General features: G+C 67.0%; 20 protein-coding genes. 19 read left to right on the top strand and 1 reads right to left on the bottom strand.

The features are described from left to right. Positions 1-97: 97 nt before the first annotated feature. The 6 genes from PKE72_RS04520 to PKE72_RS04495 all read left to right on the top strand — a co-directional run bounded on the left by PKE72_RS04520 (position 98) and on the right by PKE72_RS04495 (position 4,990). The gene (locus PKE72_RS04520; RefSeq protein ID WP_271164196.1) at positions 98-1,183 is read left to right on the top strand and encodes an MBL fold metallo-hydrolase; all 1,086 of its coding nucleotides are present in this window, start codon (positions 98-100) and stop codon (positions 1,181-1,183) included. Further along, positions 1,180-1,953 carry an enoyl-CoA hydratase gene (locus tag PKE72_RS04515; RefSeq protein WP_271164195.1) on the top strand — a complete coding sequence of 258 codons (774 nt, stop codon included), beginning with the start codon at positions 1,180-1,182 and terminating at the stop codon, positions 1,951-1,953. The genes PKE72_RS04520 and PKE72_RS04515 overlap by 4 nt, the downstream gene beginning before the upstream one ends. A gap of 71 nt (positions 1,954-2,024) precedes the next feature. Beyond that, positions 2,025-2,531 carry a GNAT family N-acetyltransferase gene (locus tag PKE72_RS04510; RefSeq protein ID WP_271164194.1) on the top strand — a complete coding sequence of 169 codons (507 nt, stop codon included), beginning with the start codon at positions 2,025-2,027 and terminating at the stop codon, positions 2,529-2,531. Between the two features lie 40 nt (positions 2,532-2,571). After that, positions 2,572-3,126, top strand: a complete 555-nt coding sequence (locus PKE72_RS04505; protein ID WP_271164672.1) for a DUF1285 domain-containing protein — start codon at positions 2,572-2,574, stop codon at positions 3,124-3,126. Next, complete coding sequence (locus PKE72_RS04500; protein ID WP_271164193.1) at positions 3,123-3,785, top strand: CoA pyrophosphatase; 663 nt, start codon at positions 3,123-3,125, stop codon at positions 3,783-3,785. The genes PKE72_RS04505 and PKE72_RS04500 overlap by 4 nt, the downstream gene beginning before the upstream one ends. Continuing rightward, on the top strand, positions 3,782-4,990 hold the full coding sequence (locus PKE72_RS04495; RefSeq protein WP_271164192.1) for a CCA tRNA nucleotidyltransferase: 1,209 nt from the start codon (positions 3,782-3,784) through the stop codon (positions 4,988-4,990). The genes PKE72_RS04500 and PKE72_RS04495 overlap by 4 nt, the downstream gene beginning before the upstream one ends. Here the strand turns inward: PKE72_RS04495 and PKE72_RS04490 are convergent. Next, positions 4,971-5,924 (bottom strand): endonuclease/exonuclease/phosphatase family protein, encoded by a 954-nt coding sequence (locus tag PKE72_RS04490; RefSeq protein ID WP_271164191.1) that lies wholly within the window; start codon positions 5,922-5,924, stop codon positions 4,971-4,973. The genes PKE72_RS04495 and PKE72_RS04490 overlap by 20 nt on opposite strands. Before the next feature lie 69 nt (positions 5,925-5,993). Between PKE72_RS04490 and PKE72_RS04485 the strand changes: the two genes are divergently transcribed. The 13 genes from PKE72_RS04485 to PKE72_RS04425 all read left to right on the top strand — a co-directional run bounded on the left by PKE72_RS04485 (position 5,994) and on the right by PKE72_RS04425 (position 17,844). After that, a complete protein-coding gene (locus PKE72_RS04485; protein ID WP_271164190.1) occupies positions 5,994-6,455 on the top strand; it encodes a DUF4112 domain-containing protein in 462 nt (153 codons plus the stop codon). A gap of 144 nt (positions 6,456-6,599) precedes the next feature. Continuing rightward, positions 6,600-8,057 (top strand): DUF2793 domain-containing protein, encoded by a 1,458-nt coding sequence (locus PKE72_RS04480; RefSeq protein WP_271164189.1) that lies wholly within the window; start codon positions 6,600-6,602, stop codon positions 8,055-8,057. Beyond that, positions 8,054-8,209, top strand: coding sequence for a hypothetical protein (locus PKE72_RS04475; RefSeq protein ID WP_271164188.1), 156 nt, complete (start codon positions 8,054-8,056; stop codon positions 8,207-8,209). The genes PKE72_RS04480 and PKE72_RS04475 overlap by 4 nt, the downstream gene beginning before the upstream one ends. Further along, entirely contained in the window at positions 8,206-8,493 is a 288-nt protein-coding gene (locus tag PKE72_RS04470) for a hypothetical protein (protein ID WP_271164187.1), read from the top strand. The genes PKE72_RS04475 and PKE72_RS04470 overlap by 4 nt, the downstream gene beginning before the upstream one ends. Before the next feature lie 8 nt (positions 8,494-8,501). Beyond that, positions 8,502-8,873 (top strand): M15 family metallopeptidase, encoded by a 372-nt coding sequence (locus tag PKE72_RS04465; protein WP_271164186.1) that lies wholly within the window; start codon positions 8,502-8,504, stop codon positions 8,871-8,873. Positions 8,874-9,134: 261 nt separating this feature from the next. Next, the gene (locus tag PKE72_RS04460; RefSeq protein WP_271164185.1) at positions 9,135-9,947 is read left to right on the top strand and encodes a flagellin; all 813 of its coding nucleotides are present in this window, start codon (positions 9,135-9,137) and stop codon (positions 9,945-9,947) included. A 270-nt stretch (positions 9,948-10,217) separates the two neighbouring features. Next, complete coding sequence (locus tag PKE72_RS04455; protein ID WP_271164184.1) at positions 10,218-10,961, top strand: flagellin; 744 nt, start codon at positions 10,218-10,220, stop codon at positions 10,959-10,961. A gap of 113 nt (positions 10,962-11,074) precedes the next feature. After that, positions 11,075-11,872, top strand: coding sequence for a flagellin (locus PKE72_RS04450; protein ID WP_271164183.1), 798 nt, complete (start codon positions 11,075-11,077; stop codon positions 11,870-11,872). 113 nt (positions 11,873-11,985) lie between these two features. Further along, on the top strand, positions 11,986-12,792 hold the full coding sequence (locus tag PKE72_RS04445) for a flagellin (RefSeq protein ID WP_271164182.1): 807 nt from the start codon (positions 11,986-11,988) through the stop codon (positions 12,790-12,792). A gap of 113 nt (positions 12,793-12,905) precedes the next feature. Next, on the top strand, positions 12,906-13,637 hold the full coding sequence (locus tag PKE72_RS04440; protein WP_271164181.1) for a flagellin: 732 nt from the start codon (positions 12,906-12,908) through the stop codon (positions 13,635-13,637). A gap of 86 nt (positions 13,638-13,723) precedes the next feature. Further along, positions 13,724-14,023, top strand: coding sequence for a hypothetical protein (locus tag PKE72_RS04435; RefSeq protein ID WP_271164180.1), 300 nt, complete (start codon positions 13,724-13,726; stop codon positions 14,021-14,023). 135 nt (positions 14,024-14,158) lie between these two features. Beyond that, positions 14,159-15,076, top strand: a complete 918-nt coding sequence (locus PKE72_RS04430; protein WP_271164179.1) for a flagellin — start codon at positions 14,159-14,161, stop codon at positions 15,074-15,076. Between the two features lie 62 nt (positions 15,077-15,138). Beyond that, positions 15,139-17,844, top strand: a complete 2,706-nt coding sequence (locus tag PKE72_RS04425; RefSeq protein ID WP_271164178.1) for a transcriptional regulator — start codon at positions 15,139-15,141, stop codon at positions 17,842-17,844. The last annotated feature ends 91 nt before the right edge of the window (positions 17,845-17,935 follow it).

The raw sequence follows: 17,935 nt of genomic DNA, 5'->3' as shown, positions 1-17,935 counted from the left end.
GAAGGCTTCGTGGCGATCTAATCGGGCGGGGTCAAGGCGACTGTGGACGACTTGGGCAAGACCTGACTAAGGTTGTTCGTTTCAATTGGAGACGCACTTGGCGGACGATGCGGCGGCCCTGGAACCGGGGATAGGGGCGCGAGGCCTGACCTATCCCATGCCCGATGCGCCCGCGCCCGGCGCGGCGATCGAGGTCGCGCGCGGGGTGCTGTGGCTTCGGTTCGCCCTGCCGTTCCAGCTGAACCATGTGAACGTCTATGTCCTGCGCGACGGCGACGCTTGGACCGTGATCGATACGGGCTTGCGCACCCCGGACAGTATAGCCGCTTGGGAGGTCGCGCTGGCCGGCGCGCTGGAGGGCCGGCCGGTGAAACGGCTGATCTGCACTCACATGCACCCCGACCACATCGGTCTTGCGGGCTGGCTGTGCGAACGCAGCGGGGCGCCGCTGCTGATGTCGCGGCTGGAATATGTCACCGCCCGCATGCTGACGGCCGAACAGGCCGGCGACGCGCCTGAAGACGGGGAACGTCACTACCGCGCCGCCGGCTGGACCGAAGCCCAGATCGACCGGTGGAGGAACGACTACGGCGGCTTCGCCAAGGGCGTGGCCCCGATGCCGCGCCGCTATCTGCGGCTGTCGGACCAGGACGTGATCCAGATCGACGGCGACGACTGGACCGTGGTGGTCGGGTCCGGGCACAGTCCCGAACATGTCTGCTTGTGGAGACGGTCGGACGACGTCTTCATCGCGGGAGACCAGATCCTGCCGCGGATTTCGTCGAACGTCTCTGTCTGGCCGACCGAGCCTGAGGCCGATCCGTTGGGCGACTGGATGGATTCGTTGGCCAAGCTGCGCGGGCTGCTGCCCGAGGGGGCGTTTATCCTGCCGGCGCATGGCGAACCGTTCTACGGCGTTCATGCCCGGCTCGACGCCTTGAAGCGCGGTCATGAGACAGCGCTGAAACGGCTTGAGCGGACGTTGCGTCAACCGTCTAGGGTGATCGACGGCTTCCCGGCCGTGTTCGGTCGGGCGGTCGGAGACGGCGTATTGGGCATGGCCACGGGCGAGGCTCAGGCGCATCTGAACTATCTGGAACGACGTGGCCGCGCCGAGCGGACGCGCGATGAGAACGGCGTCGACTGGTGGACAGCCGTCAAACGGGACGAGGAAACGACGTGAGCGAACATATCCGCACCCAACTGGCCGACGGCGTCCTGACCCTGACGCTGGACCGGGCCGACAAGAAGAACGCCATCACCCAGGCCATGTACTCGGCCCTGTCCGAGGCCGTGGAACAGGCGCGCAACGACGATGCAGTCCGAGTCCTGCTGCTGCGCGCCGAGGGCGACAGCTTCTCGGCCGGCAACGATATCGGCGACTTCATCGCCATCGGCGCCCAGACGGAACAGCCGTTCGACATGTCGGTGTTCCGCTTCCTCAAGGCGCTGGCCGACCTGGACAAGCCGCTGGTCGCGGCGGTGAAGGGGCGGGCGGTCGGCATCGGCCTGACCATGCTGCTGCACTGCGACCTGGTGGTGGTGGCCGAGGACGCCCTGCTGTCGGTGCCCTTCGTCAATCTTGCCCTGGCGCCCGAGGCGGCGTCCAGCCTGCTGCTGCCGGCGGTCATCGGGCATCAGCGGGCGTTCGAGATGTTCGCCCTGGGCGAGCCGCTGGACGGGCGCACGGCCCTGGCCTGGGGCCTGGCCAACCGCGCGGTCCCGGCCGATCAGGTCGAGGCGGCGGCGGCGGATCTGGCGGCCAAGGTGGCGGCGCGCGCGCCCAACTCCATCCGCAAGACCAAGCGGCTGATGCGCGACGCCGAGGGTCTGTGGGCGCTGATGCAGCGCGAGGGCGAGGCCTTCGGGTCGCAGATGAAGAGCCCCGAGGCCATGGAGGCCTTCATGGCCTTCACCCAGAAACGGGCCCCCGACTTCTCCAAGATCGGCTGACCCTTCCAAGACCGCGCCTTGATTTGGCGCGGCTTTGGTCCTAGTGCGCGCGCCTCGCCGTCGGAGCGCCCATGTCGCACGCCCCCGTTCTGAATTTTGCCATGCCGGCGGCTTCCAGCCGGATCGAAGCCGAAACCCCGGCCGACGCCGCAGGCGTCGAGGCCCTGATCATGGCCGCCTTCGGTCCCGGCCGTTTCACCAAGACGGCGGAGCGGCTGCGCGAAGGGTCGCGACCGGCGGCAGGCTTCATCGCCCGCCGGGGAGAACGGATCATCGGGTCCGTGCGGTTGTGGCCGGTCCTGATCGGCGAGACGAGCGGCCTGTTCCTGGGGCCGATCGCCGTGGACGCCGCCAGTCGCAGCGACGGCCTGGGGGCGGAACTGGTGCAGGCCTGCCTGGATCAGGCGCGGACCATGGCGGTCGGCGGGGTTCTGCTGGTCGGCGACCGGGCCTATTTCGAGCGGTTCGGCTTCGTCGGCGCGCCTGAGGCGATCCTGCCGGGGCCGGTGGATCGTCGTCGCGTCCTGTGGCTGCCGACCAGGGCCGAGACAGTTTCGGGGCGGGTCCGTATCGGCTGACCTTTCCCGGCCGGTCTGCTGGGCCTAAGTCATGTCGGACATGACAAACGCCGATGACTCCAAGTCAGGACTGAACGCCGTCGCCGAGGCGGTTAAACAGGCGCCGGCCCGCGGCCTGCCGCCCGTGCATCTGTGGAACCCCGAGCACTGCGGCGAGATCGACATCGTCATCGGCCGCGACGGCGTCTGGATGCACGAGGGCTCGCCCATCGGTCGCAAGGAACTGGTGCGGCTGTTCTCGACCGTGTTGCGCAAGGATCCGGACGGCTATCACCTGGTCACGCCGGTCGAGAAGTTGAAGATCGTCGTCGAGGATCTGCCGTTCCGGGCCGTGTCGGTCGGGCGCGAGGGCGACGATTTGATCTTCGTTACCGATGTCGGCGACGAGGTGCGGGCGGGCGAGGCCGATCCCATCGTGGTCGAGACCGACCCTACCACGGGCGAACCGTCGCCGCGCGTCCATGTGCGGCGCGACCTGTGGGCGCGGATCGCGCGCTCGGTCTTCTATGAACTGGTCGAGATGGCTGAGGAGGTCGACGGGCGGCTGATCTTGCGGTCCGGCGGACGGGCGTTTTCCTTGGGGGCAGTGGCGTGACGCTGGCGACCTTGAGGAGCCGGCTGGTTCAGCGGCTGGACCCGGTGGAGACCTGGCGGCCGGAATTGGTCGCGGCGCGGTCCGACTTCGACCTGAACCCCAAGGCGGCGCGGCCGGTGCGGGAGCTTCGGCCGGCGGCGGTGCTGATTCCGGTGGTGGCGCGGCCGGAGGGGGCGACGGTGCTGCTGACGCGGCGGGCGGACACCCTGGTGCGGCATACGGGGCAGATCGCCTTTCCAGGCGGACGGCTGGATCCCGGCGAAAACGCGGTCCAGGCGGCGTTGCGCGAGGCGGACGAGGAGGTGGCGCTGAACCCGGCGAAGGTCGAGGTGCTGGGCCTATCCGACGCCTATGAGACGGGAACCGGGTTTCTGGTGACGCCGGTGATCGGCTGGCTGCACGAGGCGCCTGTCACGACGCCGTCGCCGGACGAGGTCGCCGAGGTGTTCGAAACCCCTTGGGACTTTCTGATGGACGCCGCCAACCACCGGCAGGACTTCTACGACATGGACGAGGGGCTGCGGCGCTGGTTCTGGGCCATGCCCTGGGGCGAACGTTACATTTGGGGCGTCACGGCCGGCATCCTGAAGGGGCTTCATGCCCGGCTCTACGGTGACGAACCTGCGCCCCAGGTCGCAGCCGAAGAGGACGCGGCGTGAGCGTGTCCATGCTCGGTCAGCCGTGGCTGGAGGCCTCAGCCACCCGCGCCGTCATGGCGGCTCTGGAAGCGGCGGGCGGCCCCGACTGCGCCCGGTTCGTCGGCGGCTGCGTCCGTAACAGTCTGCTGGGCCGGCCCGTGGATGATATCGACATCGCCACGCGGCTGCGGCCGGAAGAGACGGTTGCAGCGCTGAAGGCGGCGGGGCTGAAGGCCGTGCCGACTGGGATCGAGCACGGCACGATCACCGGGGTGTCCGAGCGCAAACCCTATGAGATCACGACCCTGCGGCGGGATGTGGAGACCGACGGGCGACGCGCGGTGGTCGCCTTCACCGAGGACTGGGCCGAGGATGCGGCGCGACGGGACTTCCGCCTGAACGCCCTCTACGCCGACGCGGCCGGGCGGGTGTTCGATCCCACCGGCGGCGGTCTGGCGGACGCGGCCGAGGGCCGGATCGTCTTCGTCGGCGAGGCCGAAACGCGGATCCGCGAAGATTATCTGCGGATCCTGCGCTTCTTCCGCTTCCAGGCCTGGTACGGGCGCGGCGAACCCGATCCGACCGGTCTGGCCGCCTGCGCCGCGCTGAAGGACGGGATGGCCCGGCTGTCGGCAGAGCGGGTGTCCAAGGAACTGCTGAAGCTGCTGGCGGCGGTCGATCCCCGCCCTTCGGTGCGCGCCATGGCGGAGACCGGGGTGCTCGCCGTCGTCTTGCCGGACGTCCAGCCGCTGGATCTGTTCGAGGCCACGTGTGGGCTGACCGATGATCCGGTGATGCGTCTGTCGGCCCTGCTGCCCGACGATGCGGCCGTGGTCGTGCGGATTGCCCAGGATCTGCGACTGTCGAACGCGGTGCGAGATCGGATGGCGGCGGCCGTCGCCGAAGGTCCGGTTGTGACGCCCGACATGACTGGCGCGGCGACGCGGGCGGCGATCTATCGGCTGGGGCGCGCCGCCTTTGAGGATCGGTTGACGCGCGCGGAGGCGATGAGCGGTCGCGACGGCGCGGCCTTGCGCCGCCTTGCGACCGCCTGGACGCCGCCGTCCATGCCGGTCGGCGGACGGGACCTGGCCCGACTGGGCCGGACGCCGGGACCCGAGACCGGGCGTATCCTGAAAGCTTTTGAGGACGGCTGGATCGCGGACGACTTCCCCACCGACGGCCATGAAGACCGGCTGAAATCGCTTATGGCTTCGCTCGGGTGAACTCGGTCACGACCGGATAGTGGTCTGAACCGGTCGGGCGTCCGATGCGGCGGCTGACCAGGGCCAGGTCGGGCGAGCGATACACCTGATCGATGGTGATGCCCAAAACGGCGGGCAGGCGGGTCGGCCAGGTGCCCGGAAAGCCCGGCGCGGGAACCAGGCCCAGATCCTTCTTGATCTGACGCCCTATGCGGGCGCTGGAGACGCTGTTGAAATCGCCCGCGACGAGGGTGGCGCCCGGCGCAGCCGCCTTGCGCCGTTCGGTCAGGGCCATCACCTGGGTGATCTGCCCCCACTGATATTCATAGGGCCAGGGACGGGTCAGGTGGACGCCGAAGACGGTGATCGGTCCCAGCGGCGTGGCCACGACGGCGCCGACGGCGCTGAGCCCGTCCGCCCGCCCTGGCAGTTTCGTCGTGATCGGATAGCGGGAGGCGATGATAGACCGCGCCGCGGAGGGCCCCGGCGTCAGTCGTCCGTTCACGCGACGGTGGGGATAGCCCGCAAGCAGGCGGTCGAGTTGGGCGATCGGCGCGTCGCCGACCTCGACCAGGATTACGATGTCCGCGTCGGCCCCCTTGATCGAGGCGCGCATGGCGTCGACGTCGGTATTTGGGGCCCAGAGGTTGGCGGAATAGACCCGGATGACCGGTTGGTCCGGTTGGCGCAGGCCCATGGGCGTCATCCATTGCGGCCAGACGGCTGCGAACAGGATCAGGATCGCCAGTCCTCCGACGCCGACCGCCGGCCACAGACGCAGAAGCGCGCAGGCCAGGGTCAGTCCCGCCGCCGCCAGCAGCACCGGCGCCGTGAACTGGGCCAGAATGTCCACCCACCGATGATCCACGCCGCTGAGCGCCGCCACGCCGAACACGGACAGGCCGATCAGGACCAGGCAGGCAGCCGTATTGGCGGCCAGCTTGAGCAGGGACATCTTGTGTTGCCTTTCTTGGTGAACGCTGTTGCCTATGCCGCGTTAGGGCGACGCTTGGGAGAGGGCGACATGGCCAGACGGTCGATCACAGATATCGAAAAGATTTGGTCCAATGTCGAGGGGATCAAGAAACTGTCCGACCGGGTGATCGGCATCGGGCCGTTCGGGATCGGCATGGACGGCCTGCTGACCTGGGTTCCGGTCGTGGGGACCGTCTATACGGTCGGAACCGGGGCCTGGCTGGTGATGCAGGCATTGCGGGCGAAGGCGTCGCCAGCGACCCTGGCGCGCATGGCCGCCTATATGGCGGTGGACACGGCGACCGGCACGGTGCCCATCGCCGGCGACGTGGTCGACACCTTCTTCCCCGGACAATTGCTGGCGGCCAAAGCCCTGCAGAAGGACATAGAGACGACCCACTGGGTCGAGGACACTGAGGCGGCGGCCAGGGCCAGCGGCGACCACGACCGGCATCTGGAGACCGTTCGCAACGACAAGAAGCTGCGGCGCATCGTCTATCTGCACGACTGAATTACGCGCGCTGGCGGTCGCCTGATTTCCTAATTCTTCAGCCAGAAACACAACCTATCAATGGCTTGAATAAAAATCCGACCGTCCAGCGCGCCTGAGTTGGCGGTGCTCGCAGACTGATCTCCGACAAGAACGGAGATCCTGATGAGCGACGATTTCACTGCGCGTTTGAGCCTGCCCTATCTGGCGGCGGGGCAGATGCAGAAACATGTGACCCTGAACGCGGCGCTGACGCGGCTGGACGCCCTGTTGCAGACGGCGGTGGTCAGCGCGACGACGGCCGTCCAGCCGTCGGCGCCGTTTGACGGCGACCTCTACATCCTGCCGGACGGGGCGAACGGCGCGGTCTGGAGCGGTCAGCCTGCCGGCGCCCTGATGCGGTTCGAGGCGGGCGGCTGGAGCCGGGTCGCCACGTCCGTCGGCCTTATCGCGCTGGTGCTGGACGCCGCGGTCCTGGTGGTGCGGGGCGAAGACGGCTGGGCGCCTCTGGGGCGGCGCCTGGACGAGGTTCAGGGACTGTCGCGCCTGGGGGTCGGCACGACGGCCGACGCCGCCAATCCGCTGGCGGTCAAGACCAACACCGCCCTGTTCACCGCCCGCGCCGAAGACGAAGGCGGCGACGGCGACCTGCGTCTGACCTTGAACAAGACGGCGGCGGGCGACGTCCTGTCGCTGCTGTTCCAGAGCGGCTACGGCGGCCGGGCCGAGCTGGGCCTGGTCGGCGACGATGATCTCAGCCTCAAGGTCAGCCCGGACGGATCGACCTGGCGTCGCGCCTTCGGCGTGGATCGCGCCACCGGTCGGGTCGCGTTCGACCGGGGTGCGATCCGGCGCGAGACGACGGTCTTCGACGCCGACGGCGTCTATGCGCCGCCCGCCTGGGCCCGATGGATCGAGGCGGTCTGTGTCGGCGGGGGCGGCGCGGGCGGGGCGGGCATGGCGGGACCGGCCGGAACTGCGCGCTTCGGCGGCGGCGGCGGCGGGGCGGGCGGTTTGAGCCAAGCCGGCTGGGCGGTCGCCGATCTGGGGCAGGCCCTGGCGATCGCCGTCGGCGGCGGAGGCTTGACCGCAACCGGCGGCGCGGGCGGTCCGACGACGGTCAGCCTGGACGGCGTCGTGCTGCTTCGCGCCGGAGGCGGCGCTCGCGGCGTCGACGGAACAGCCGCAGCGGGCCTGGGCGGCGCAGGCGGCCTGGGCCTGCGCGTCGGCAACCCAGGCGGCGACAGCCGGACCACAGCCACAGCCTTCGGCGGCGGCGAAACCATCTGTCCCGAGGGGGCCGGCGGCGGCGGCGCCGGAGGCGGGCTGAGCGCCGGCGATACGGCCCGGTCCGGCGGCGTCGGCGGGGCAGGGGCCTGGGCAGGGCGAAGAGCCGACGGCGGCGCCGCAGGCGCAGCAGGCCACGCCTCGTCCGCGCCCGGTCTGTCCTGGGTCGGTGGAGGGGGCGGGGGCGGCGACGCCTCCGCCACAGGCGCGGGCGCTTCAGGCGGCGTCGGCGCCCTGTTCGGAGCCGGCGGCGGCGGGGGCGGGGCGGGTCTGACCCAGTCGGGCGCGGGCGGCGCAGGTGGAGGAGGCGTGGTTCGCATCACGGCCGTCGGATGAGCCGGCGACCCTATCTGCCCCAGCCGATCGAGGTGCTCGATCCCGAAGCCTGGGACGCTCCCAGGACTCTGAACGACACAGCCGGCCGCGCCCACACCGGCTTCGATGGTCGATGCGATCGGCAAATTCAGGACAAGGAGGATGAGGAATGACCGGAACCCGAACCCCGGCGCCGGGCCGCGCCCAAAAAGGCGCTCTGGCTGAAGGCCGCTGGCTGTGGCGCAGGCTCTACGCCTTCGCGGTCAGCGCCGGCCTGTGGCTGCTGCTGATGCGGACGGTGGCGCGAATGCCGGCCGAGATGCTGCCCAAGATCACCGACGGGCTGATGGGGCTGCTGGCCCTGATCCTGATCCTCTATTTGGTGGCGCCGACGGCTGAACAACTGGTCGCCCTGCTGGCCAATGCACGGCTGCGCCTGACGGGCGGCCGCTCATGAGCGCGCGATTGTCCGCCCGCTCCCGTTCGCGTCTGAACGGCGTCCATCCCGCCTTGGTCGCCGTGGTCGAGGCCGCGCTCACGCGCAGTTCGGTGGACTTCATGATCACCGAAGGTCTGCGGACACCGGCGCGGCAGGCAGGCCTGGTCAAGGCCGGGGCCAGCCGCACCCTCAAGTCCCGGCATCTGACCGGCCACGCCGTTGATGTCGCGGCCCTGGTGGACGGTCAGGTGCGGTGGGACTGGCCGCTCTACGGCCGGATCGCCCAGGCCTTCAAATCCGCCGCGCTGGAACTGAACACCTCCATCGTCTGGGGCGGCGACTGGAAGAGTTTGCGCGACGGCCCGCATTTCGAGCTGGACCGGAGGGTCTATCAGTGAAGCTCGCGTCGGTTTGACTGCGCCGAAGCCTCCCCGCTGAGCACAGCGGCAAAAACGACTCGGCAACTTCTGCCGCCAAGCGTCGGAAATTGCCGGGTTCGTTTGGGTGTGCCTCAAATAAACTGAATAAAATCAAGCACTCTAAGCGTCGTTTCTGTCGCTTTGCCCTGGCCCCGCCCTTGCTCTTAGGAGGGCGGAGCAAAACGCTCCCGGCGCCAAAACGGCGTCGTACATGCACAGAAGTGAAAGAGGGCAGCCAAAATGGCGAGCATCAATACGAATTACGGCGCAGCAATTGCGCTCCAGAACCTGAACAAGACCAATGCTCAGCTGGAAGTGACGCAAAACCGCGTCAACACCGGCATGAAGGTCTCCTCCGCCAAGGACAGCGGCGCGATCTACGCCATCGCGACCGGCCAACGCGCCAATATGGGCGCCATGGAATCCGTGCGGGCGTCTCTGCAGCGCGGCCAATCCATCGTCGACGTGGCCCTGGCCGCCGGCGACACTGTGACGGCCGCCTTGGAAGAGATGAAGGGCCTCGCGGTCAGCATCGCCGGCTCGACCGGCGCCACCCAGACCTCCTATCTGACCGAATTCCGGGCTCTGGGCGCTGAAATCACCTCGGCCCTGGCCGGCGCCACCTTCGATGGCGTCAATCTGTGGACCGGCGCCACCGCGACGAACCTGATCAAGGACGTCAGCGGCGGCACGACTGCGATCGGCTTCACCGTCGCCGGCGGCATGGCGGCCGATACGGACATCACGACCATCACCAACCAGTCCATCGCCGCCGGCGCGGCCACGACTGCGGCCATCGACGCGGCCATCACGGAGATCACGGGCGCCCTGTCGACCCTGGGCACCCAGTCCAAGTCGGTCAGCCGCCAGGTCACCTTCGTCAACAAGCTGCAAGACGCCACCGAGAACGGCATCGGCAACCTGGTGGACGCGGATCTGGCCAAGGAAAGCGCGAAGCTGACCGCCCTGCAGACCAAGCAACAGCTGGGCGTGCAGGCGCTGTCGATCGCCAACTCCTCCAGCCAGACCATACTGAGCCTGTTCCGCAACTAAGGCTCGCCGCCCTCGAGCATAGCCGTCTTGCCGGCGCGGTCGTCCGCCGACCGCGCCGTTTTTCTAAGCCGCGCTCGGCAAGATCTGCCGGGGTATGTGGCTCAACAGGCAAAAACTGCCGAGCTAGAGGGAGGGTGAATCAAAGGTAAACGTGATTTATCAATGACTTAAGCCGACGCCTCTGGCCCGGCAATTGCTTCTTACCAACCGAGCAAAATGCTCCCTCCGCCAAAATGGCGTTGGACATCACGAAGTGAAAGGAACGCCAAAATGGCGAGCGTAAACACGAACTACGGTGCAGCCATCGCGCTGCAAAACCTGAACAAGACCAACTCGGAGCTGGAGCGGACCCAAAACCGCATCAACACCGGCATGAAGGTCTCGTCGGCTAAGGACAGCGGGGCGATCTTCGCGATCGCCACGTCCCAACGCGCCACCGCCGCCTCTCAGGACGCGGTCCGCTCGGGCCTTCAACGCACCCAGTCGATCACCGACGTGGCCTTGGCCGCCGGCGACACCATCACGACCGCTCTGGAAGAGATGAAGGGCCTGGCTGTTTCGATCCAGGGATCGACCGCCGGCTCCGCCGCTGAAACCGCCTATCTTGCTGAATACAACGCCCTCAGCCTGGAAATCACCTCGGCGATCTCCGGCGCCTCGTTCGACGGCGTCAACAGCCTGACGACTCCTCTGGGCGTCGCCGGCGTCACCGCCGTCGCCGGCGGCGGCAAGGCGCGCGCCGGGGCGACGACGGCGATTGTGGACACGGCCATCACCACCGTTACCGACGCCCTGTCGACCCTGGGCACCCAGTCCAAGTCGCTGGGTCGTCAGATCAGCTTCGTCAACAAGCTTCAGGACGCTCTTGAAGCCGGCGTGGGCAATCTGGTGGACGCCGATCTGGCCAAGGAAAGCGCCAAGCTGACCGCCCTGCAGACCAAGCAACAGCTGGGCGTGCAGGCGCTGTCGATCGCCAACTCCTCCAGCCAGACCTTGCTGAGCCTCTTCCGCTAAGGCCCGGAGACCCGGTCGTCTCGACGGCCGGGTCGTAGGTCTTGAACCCCGAGCAAAACGCTCCCGTCGCCAAAATGGCGGCGGCCATCACGAAGTGAAAAGGAACCGCCAAAATGGCGAGTGTGAATACGAACTACGGCGCCGCTATCGCGCTGCAAAACCTGAACAAGACCAACTCGGAGCTGGAGCGGACCCAAAACCGCATCAACACCGGCATGAAGGTCTCTTCGGCCAAGGACAGCGGGGCGATCTTCGCGATCGCCACGGGTCAACGCGCCAACGCCTCGGCGCAAGACGCGGTCCGCAGCTCCATCCAGCGCGGTCAATCGATCGTCGACGTGGCCATGGCCGCCGGCGACACGATTACGGCGGCTCTGGAAGAACAAAAGGGCCTGGCGGTCAGCATCGCCGGATCCACCGGCGCCGCCCAGACCTCCTATCTGGCGGAATACAACGCCCTGGGTACGGAAATCGCCAGCGCACTGTCCGGCGCGACGTTTGACGGCGTCAATCTGTTCTCCGCGAACGCCGCCGCCATCACCGTGCAGACCGGGACGTCGACCTCCTACACCCTGAAGGCTATCGCCGGCGCCGCGACCTCGGTCGCGACCACGACGACAGCCGTGGCGGGCGACGCGGGCACGATCGTCGCGACGGTGGATGGAGCCATCACGGCCTTCACCGCCATCCTCTCCGACTTCGGCACCAAGTCCAAGTCGCTGGGCCGTCAGATCAGCTTCGTCAACAAGCTCCAGGACTCCCTGGAAGCCGGCGTAGGTAATCTGGTGGACGCGGATCTGGCCAAGGAAAGCGCGAAGCTGACCGCCCTGCAAACCAAGCAACAGCTGGGCGTGCAGGCGCTGTCGATCGCTAACTCCTCCAGCCAGACCCTGCTGAGCCTCTTCCGTTAAGACCCGGAGACCCGGTCGTCTCGACGGCCGGGTCGCAGGTCTTGAACCCCGAGCAAAACGCTCCCGTCGCCAAAATGGCGACGGCCCTCACGAAGTGAAAAGGAACCGCCAAAATGGCGAGTGTGAATACGAACTACGGCGCATCGATCGCGCTGCAAAACCTGAACAAGACCAACTCGGAGCTGGAGCGGACCCAAAACCGCATCAACACCGGCATGAAGGTCTCTTCGGCCAAGGACAGCGGGGCGATCTTCGCGATCGCCACGGCTCAACGCTCCAACGCTTCCGCTCAGGACGCGGTTCGGAGTTCGATGCAACGCGGTCAATCGATGGTCGACGTGGCCCTGGCCGCCGGCGATACGATCACGTCCGCCCTGGAAGAAATGAAGGGGTTGGCGGTCAGCATCGCCGGGTCCACCGGCGCCGCATTGACGTCCTACCAGGCCGAATTCACGGCTCTGGGTACGGAAATCAACAGTGCTCTGGCCGGCGCCAGCTTTGACGGCGTCAACCTGCTGAACACTGCTTCCGGTGCGACCACCACGGTCCGGACCGGAACGGGCGCGGGCGACACCAAGGTCTTGGGTACGGCGGCGGCCCTCAGCGCCAATACGGAGCTGGGCTATTTCACCGCAGGCACGACCGCTCAGTACACGACCGCCAACGTCGATCTGGCGATCACGGCCGTCACCACCGCCCTTTCGACCCTGGGCACCCAGTCCAAGTCGCTGGGCCGCAGCATCAGCTTCACCAACAAGCTTCAGGATTCGATCGAAGCCGGCGTGGGTAATCTGGTGGACGCGGATCTGGCCAAGGAAAGCGCGAAGCTGACCGCCCTGCAGACCAAGCAACAGCTGGGCGTGCAGGCGCTGTCGATCGCCAACTCCTCCAGCCAGACCCTGCTGAGCCTCTTCCGCTAAGGCCCGGAGACCCGGTCGTCTCGACGGCCGGGTCGTAGGTCTTGAACCCCGAGCAAAACGCTCCCGTCGCCAAAATGGCGACGGCCATCACGAAGTGAAAAGGAACCGCCAAAATGGCGAGTGTGAATACGAACTACGGCGCCGCTATCGCGCTGCAAAACCTGAACAAGACCAACTCGGAGCTGGAGCGGACCCAAAACCGCATCAACACCGGCATGAAGGTCTCTTCGGCCAAGGACAGCGGGGCGATCTTCGCGATCGCCACGTCCCAACGCGCCACCGCCTCATCCCAGGATGCGGTTCGCTCGGGTCTTCAACGCACCCAGTCGATCACCGACGTGGCCCTGGCCGCCGGCGACACCATCACGACCGCTCTGGAAGAGATGAAGGGGCTGGCTGTCAGCATCGCCGGATCCACCGGCGCCGCGCAGACGGCCTATTTGGCCGAGTTCAACGCCCTAGGCACTGAAATCGGCTCGGCGATCACCGGCGCCTCGTTCGACGGCGTCAACAGCCTGACCACGCCTCTGACCAGCTTGTCGACGATTACGGCCGGCAACCTGGCCGCCGGCGCCGCTACCACCGCTGCGGTGGATACGGCGATCACCACGGTCACGGGCGCCCTTTCGACCCTGGGCACCCAGTCCAAGTCGCTGGGCCGTCAGATCACCTTCGTCAACAAGCTTCAGGACGCTCTTGAAGCCGGCGTGGGCAATCTGGTGGACGCCGATCTGGCCAAGGAAAGCGCCAAGCTGACGGCCCTGCAAACCAAGCAACAGCTGGGCGTGCAGGCCTTGTCGATCGCGAACTCGTCCAGCCAGACCTTGCTGAGCCTGTTCCGTTAAGGCGATAGGCCGGGGCGGTTCACGCCGCTCCGGCTCTTCGCTCTCGTTTTTATCCAGAAGGGCGCGATTCTGTCGCGCAAGGAGCCATGGCTGAGAATGTTGCGAGCATCACCCCTGTAGGTCTCTTCAAATCGGAGAGCGCCGACAGCCTGTCTGTCCCCCGTCCGCAGCAACCGCCTCAAACCGAGGTGGCCAAGGTGGTCGAGCGGTCCGAGGCGAACAAGTATCGGCTGACGATCGAAACCGCAGAAGACGGTCGATTTGTCTACACGGTCAGCGACCCGATTACCGGCAAGGTGGTGCTGAAACTGCCACGAGATGTCGTGCAGAATCTTGCGAAGGACCCTGATTACAAGGGCGGAAATCTGCTGAAAACCTCGATCTAGTCGAGGCTGTTCAGTCCGGATAAAGTGACGCCGCCGGCTTGCCGGACGGCGCAAACGTGGTTTCTTTGTCGTTAACCATACGCTCACGATTCATGGTTAATCCTGCAGGGAACAGAACGTCCGGGGCTTGAAGCCATGACCACCAGTATCCACACCAACACCTCGGCGATGATCGCCCTGCAGAACCTGAATCGCACCAACGAGCAGTTGGCGTCGACGCAGAGCCGGGTGAATACGGGCCTGAAGGTGCAGGGCGCCAAGGACAACGCCGCCGTCTGGGCCGTCGCCCAGGGGCAGCGCGCGGACAAGGGCTCGCTGGAAGCCGTCACCACCAGCCTGAACCGCGCGACCTCGATCGCCGACGTGTCCCTGGCGGCGGGCGAACAGATATCGGACATTCTGCTTGAGCTGAAGCAGAAGGCCACCGCGGCCGCCGACCCAAGCCAGAGCGCGGCGACCCGCGCCTCCTACAACCAGGAATTCCAGTCTCTTCTGAGCTCGATCCAGTCGTTCGCGGACAATGCGATCTTCGACGGCGCCAATATCCTGGACGGAACCGCCACGACCGACCTGACCTTCCTGGCCAGCGCGGACGGCAATGAAACCATCGCGATGAAGCGTCAGAATCTGACGCTCGTGGGTCTTGGCTTGGCGGCCAACTCTTACGATTCGAATACGGCGACGCCGGCGATCGACGCCTGGACCAATAATGCGGGCACGCCCGAAGACGAAACCCTGCTGAACGCCGCGCCGGACCTGCTGACGCAGGAAAAGGCCAAGTTCGCCCTGCAGCGGGTCGATGACGCCATCGCCGTCGCCAGTTCGCGTCTGTCCGAACTGGGCGCCCAGGCCAAGCAGATCGAACGCCACACCACCTATGTCGGCAAGCTGTCCGACTCGCTGGAAGCGGGGATCGGCAATCTGGTCGATGCGGACCTGGCCAAGGAAAGCGCCCGCCTTCAAGCGCTTCAGGTGCAGCAGCAGCTGGGCGTTCAGGCTCTGTCGATCGCCAACCAGGCGCCGCAGATGATCCTGTCGCTGTTTCAGAACTGATACCGCAGCTTAAGACTTCGTTATCGGGCTCCGCTGCATCTTAGCCGCCGGAGCCATGTGAGATGATCAACAACAGCTATCTGCTGGGTCTCTACGGGATCACGACGGACACGACGTCGCTGATCGGCTCGACCACGTCTGGCTCCACGACAAGAAAAACCCAACCCACCGCGCCCTGGGCCTCGACCGAAATCGCCTCGGCGCCCAAGGCCAGCGACCTGGTGCGGGCGGCCCTCGCGGGACGGCGGATCGTCAACGAGGGCGCGGTCCAACTGGACCTGTCGGGCGCGTCCAGCGACTATCGCAAGATGTTCGCCGTCTACGAGGGGCTTACCAGTCTCAGCGCCCTGGCCGACCGGGCGGGCGTCAAAGGCCTGACGTCGGCGGAAGCCGCTCAGGTGTCCAAACGCTTCAGCGAGGGTCTGGCCGAAATCTCGGCCTATCTGAAGACCGCCGACTTCGAGGATGTCCGCCTGGTGCAGGGCGTGTCGCAAACGACCGTCAAGACCGGCTACGCCCAGGAACGGGCCCCCACCACCTTCACGACCCAGCCGGTCCACACCGGCCTGGCCACCACGCCCGTCGCGGCCTTTGACGGCGACGTCAAATTCTCCATGACCGCCAAGACCGCGACCGGAACCCAGACCGTCGCCATGGACCTGTCCGAGATGGGCGCGACCGAAAGGTCGATGGTCAATGTCGTCAACTATATGAACGGCAAGCTCGAGGCGGCAGGCGTCGCCACCCGCGTCGGCACCCAGTACATCCCCGGCGAGCCCAAGACGATCAAATCCGGCGAAAAGACCATCACCCTGCCGGCCGGGCCCGACCAGTGGGCCCTTAAGATCACAGGCGGTTCGGGCGAGACGGTCAGTTTCGCGGCGACCGACACCTCTGACGCCGTCTATGTCACCCAGGGCGCGGGAAAGGCCGGCGCCGGCCAGCTGCTGAAGTTTCAGGCCGAGGGCGGCGCCGCGCCCGCGGCTCAGCAGGGCGTCGACGATCCCTTCTGGGTCGAGGGCCGCGCGGGCCTGACCAATCTCCCGGACGGCGTCGAGACGGTCCGCGCCAGCGCAGTCGCGCCGGACGGTTCGGTCTGGGTCGTGGCGGATCTGAAATCCGGCGACGCCAATCAGCCGATCAAGGGCGCGCGCGACGTCGCCCTGATGAAATATGATTCCGCCGGCAATCTGGTGCAGACCAAGCTTCTGGGCGCCGCCTCCACCGCCAACGGCTTCTCAATCGCCATCGACGACGACGGCCGGGTGGCCCTGGCCGGTTCCGTCACGGGCGCGCTCGAGCCTGGCAAGAGCGGCGACAGCGCGACGACCGCGGACAGTTTCGTCACCCTGTTCGACAGCACCGGCAAGGAACTGTGGACCCAGCGTCGCGGGGCCAAGGCGGCCGACGAGGCGACCGAGGTCAGTTTCGGCGCGGACGGCGTGGTCTATGTGGCCGGCCGGTCCAAGTCCGCCCTTCCGGGAACCGCGGCCCTGGGCGGCTGGGATTCCTATCTCCAGACCTTTGAGGAGAAGCAGCTTACGGTCACCGGGCCGGAAACGGGGGTGAACGTCTCGACCCTGCAGTTCGGCACGGCCGGCGATGACTCGGTCCAGGCCATGACCGTGTCCGGGTCGGACCTCTACACAGCCGGCGTCGAGAACGGTCAGATGATCGTGCGCCGCTTCACCCTGGACGCCTCGGGCGTTCCGACCCTGGCCTCGACCCGCGACCTGGGCTTCGCCAGCGGGGAGGTCGCGGGAATTTCCGTCGAGAACGGCAAGATCGTCGTGACCGGCCACACCGACAATACGGCCCTGGATATCGGCACGGTGACCAACGCCCATGCGGGCGGCAAGGACGTCTTCGTCGCCAGCCTGTCGGCCGATCTTCAGGCCTCGGGCGCCGACCGGCTGACCTATTTCGGCGGGGCGGGGGACGACACCGCCGCCGATGTCGAGATCAAGGACGGCAAGGTCTGGATCACGGGTACGAGCCGGGCCGCGGGCGCGGTCAAGGAAGACCCGACCCAGGGCTATCTGGCCCGCATCGACCTGGCGACCGGCGCGGTCGAGAAGAACCAGACCTGGCGCGCCGCCGACGACCAGGCCAAACCCACCAGCCTCAGCATCGCCTCGGGCGGCGCCAGCGTTCTGGATCGGCTGGGCCTGCCCCAGGGCGAGATCATGCAGGCGGACTCCAAACTGCTGACCATCAGCACGGCGGCGCGGGTCGGCGATCAGTTCAGCATTTCCCCCGTCGGCGGCGGACGGGCCGTGACCGTGACCATCGACGCCAAGGATACGCTGGAGACCCTGGCCAAGAAGATCGTCACCGCCTCGGGCCGTCAGCTGGACGCCAAGGTCGTGACCGACCTCAAGACCGTGCCCGTAACCCAGCGGCTGCAGATCTCCACAGCGGCGAACCGCGAAGGGGCGATCATATCGTCCGGCGCCGTCGGCAAGGACGCCTTGGGAGCCCTGGGCTTGAGTCCTGGCTTCATCGGTCCGACGACGGCGGACAAGGACGCGCCCAAGACCTTTGGCCTGAACCTGTCGAACAAGCTGAACCTGAACGACCCGGCCGGGATCAAGGCGGCCATCGAGGGCATAGCCGGCGCGTTTACGGCCATTCGCTCGGCCTACAAGTCCCTGGCCCCGACCACCGGCACGATCACCAACACCCAGACGGGCAACGGGTCTTCAACCGCCTATCAGCAGACCCAACTCGCCAATTTCCAGGCCGCCCTGACCCGTCTCACGGCCTGATCGGCGGCGTGACGTCGGGTGCGTGCGGCTAGGCGGTTGACGCCCGGCGCCGGTTCCGGGTTATTGGGCGCCTCAGTTGCGAAAGCCCCCT

This window comes from Brevundimonas intermedia (assembly GCF_027922165.1).
GTDB classification, from domain to species: Bacteria; Pseudomonadota; Alphaproteobacteria; order Caulobacterales; family Caulobacteraceae; genus Brevundimonas; species Brevundimonas intermedia.
This window is presented reverse-complemented; position numbering and strand designations above follow the sequence as displayed.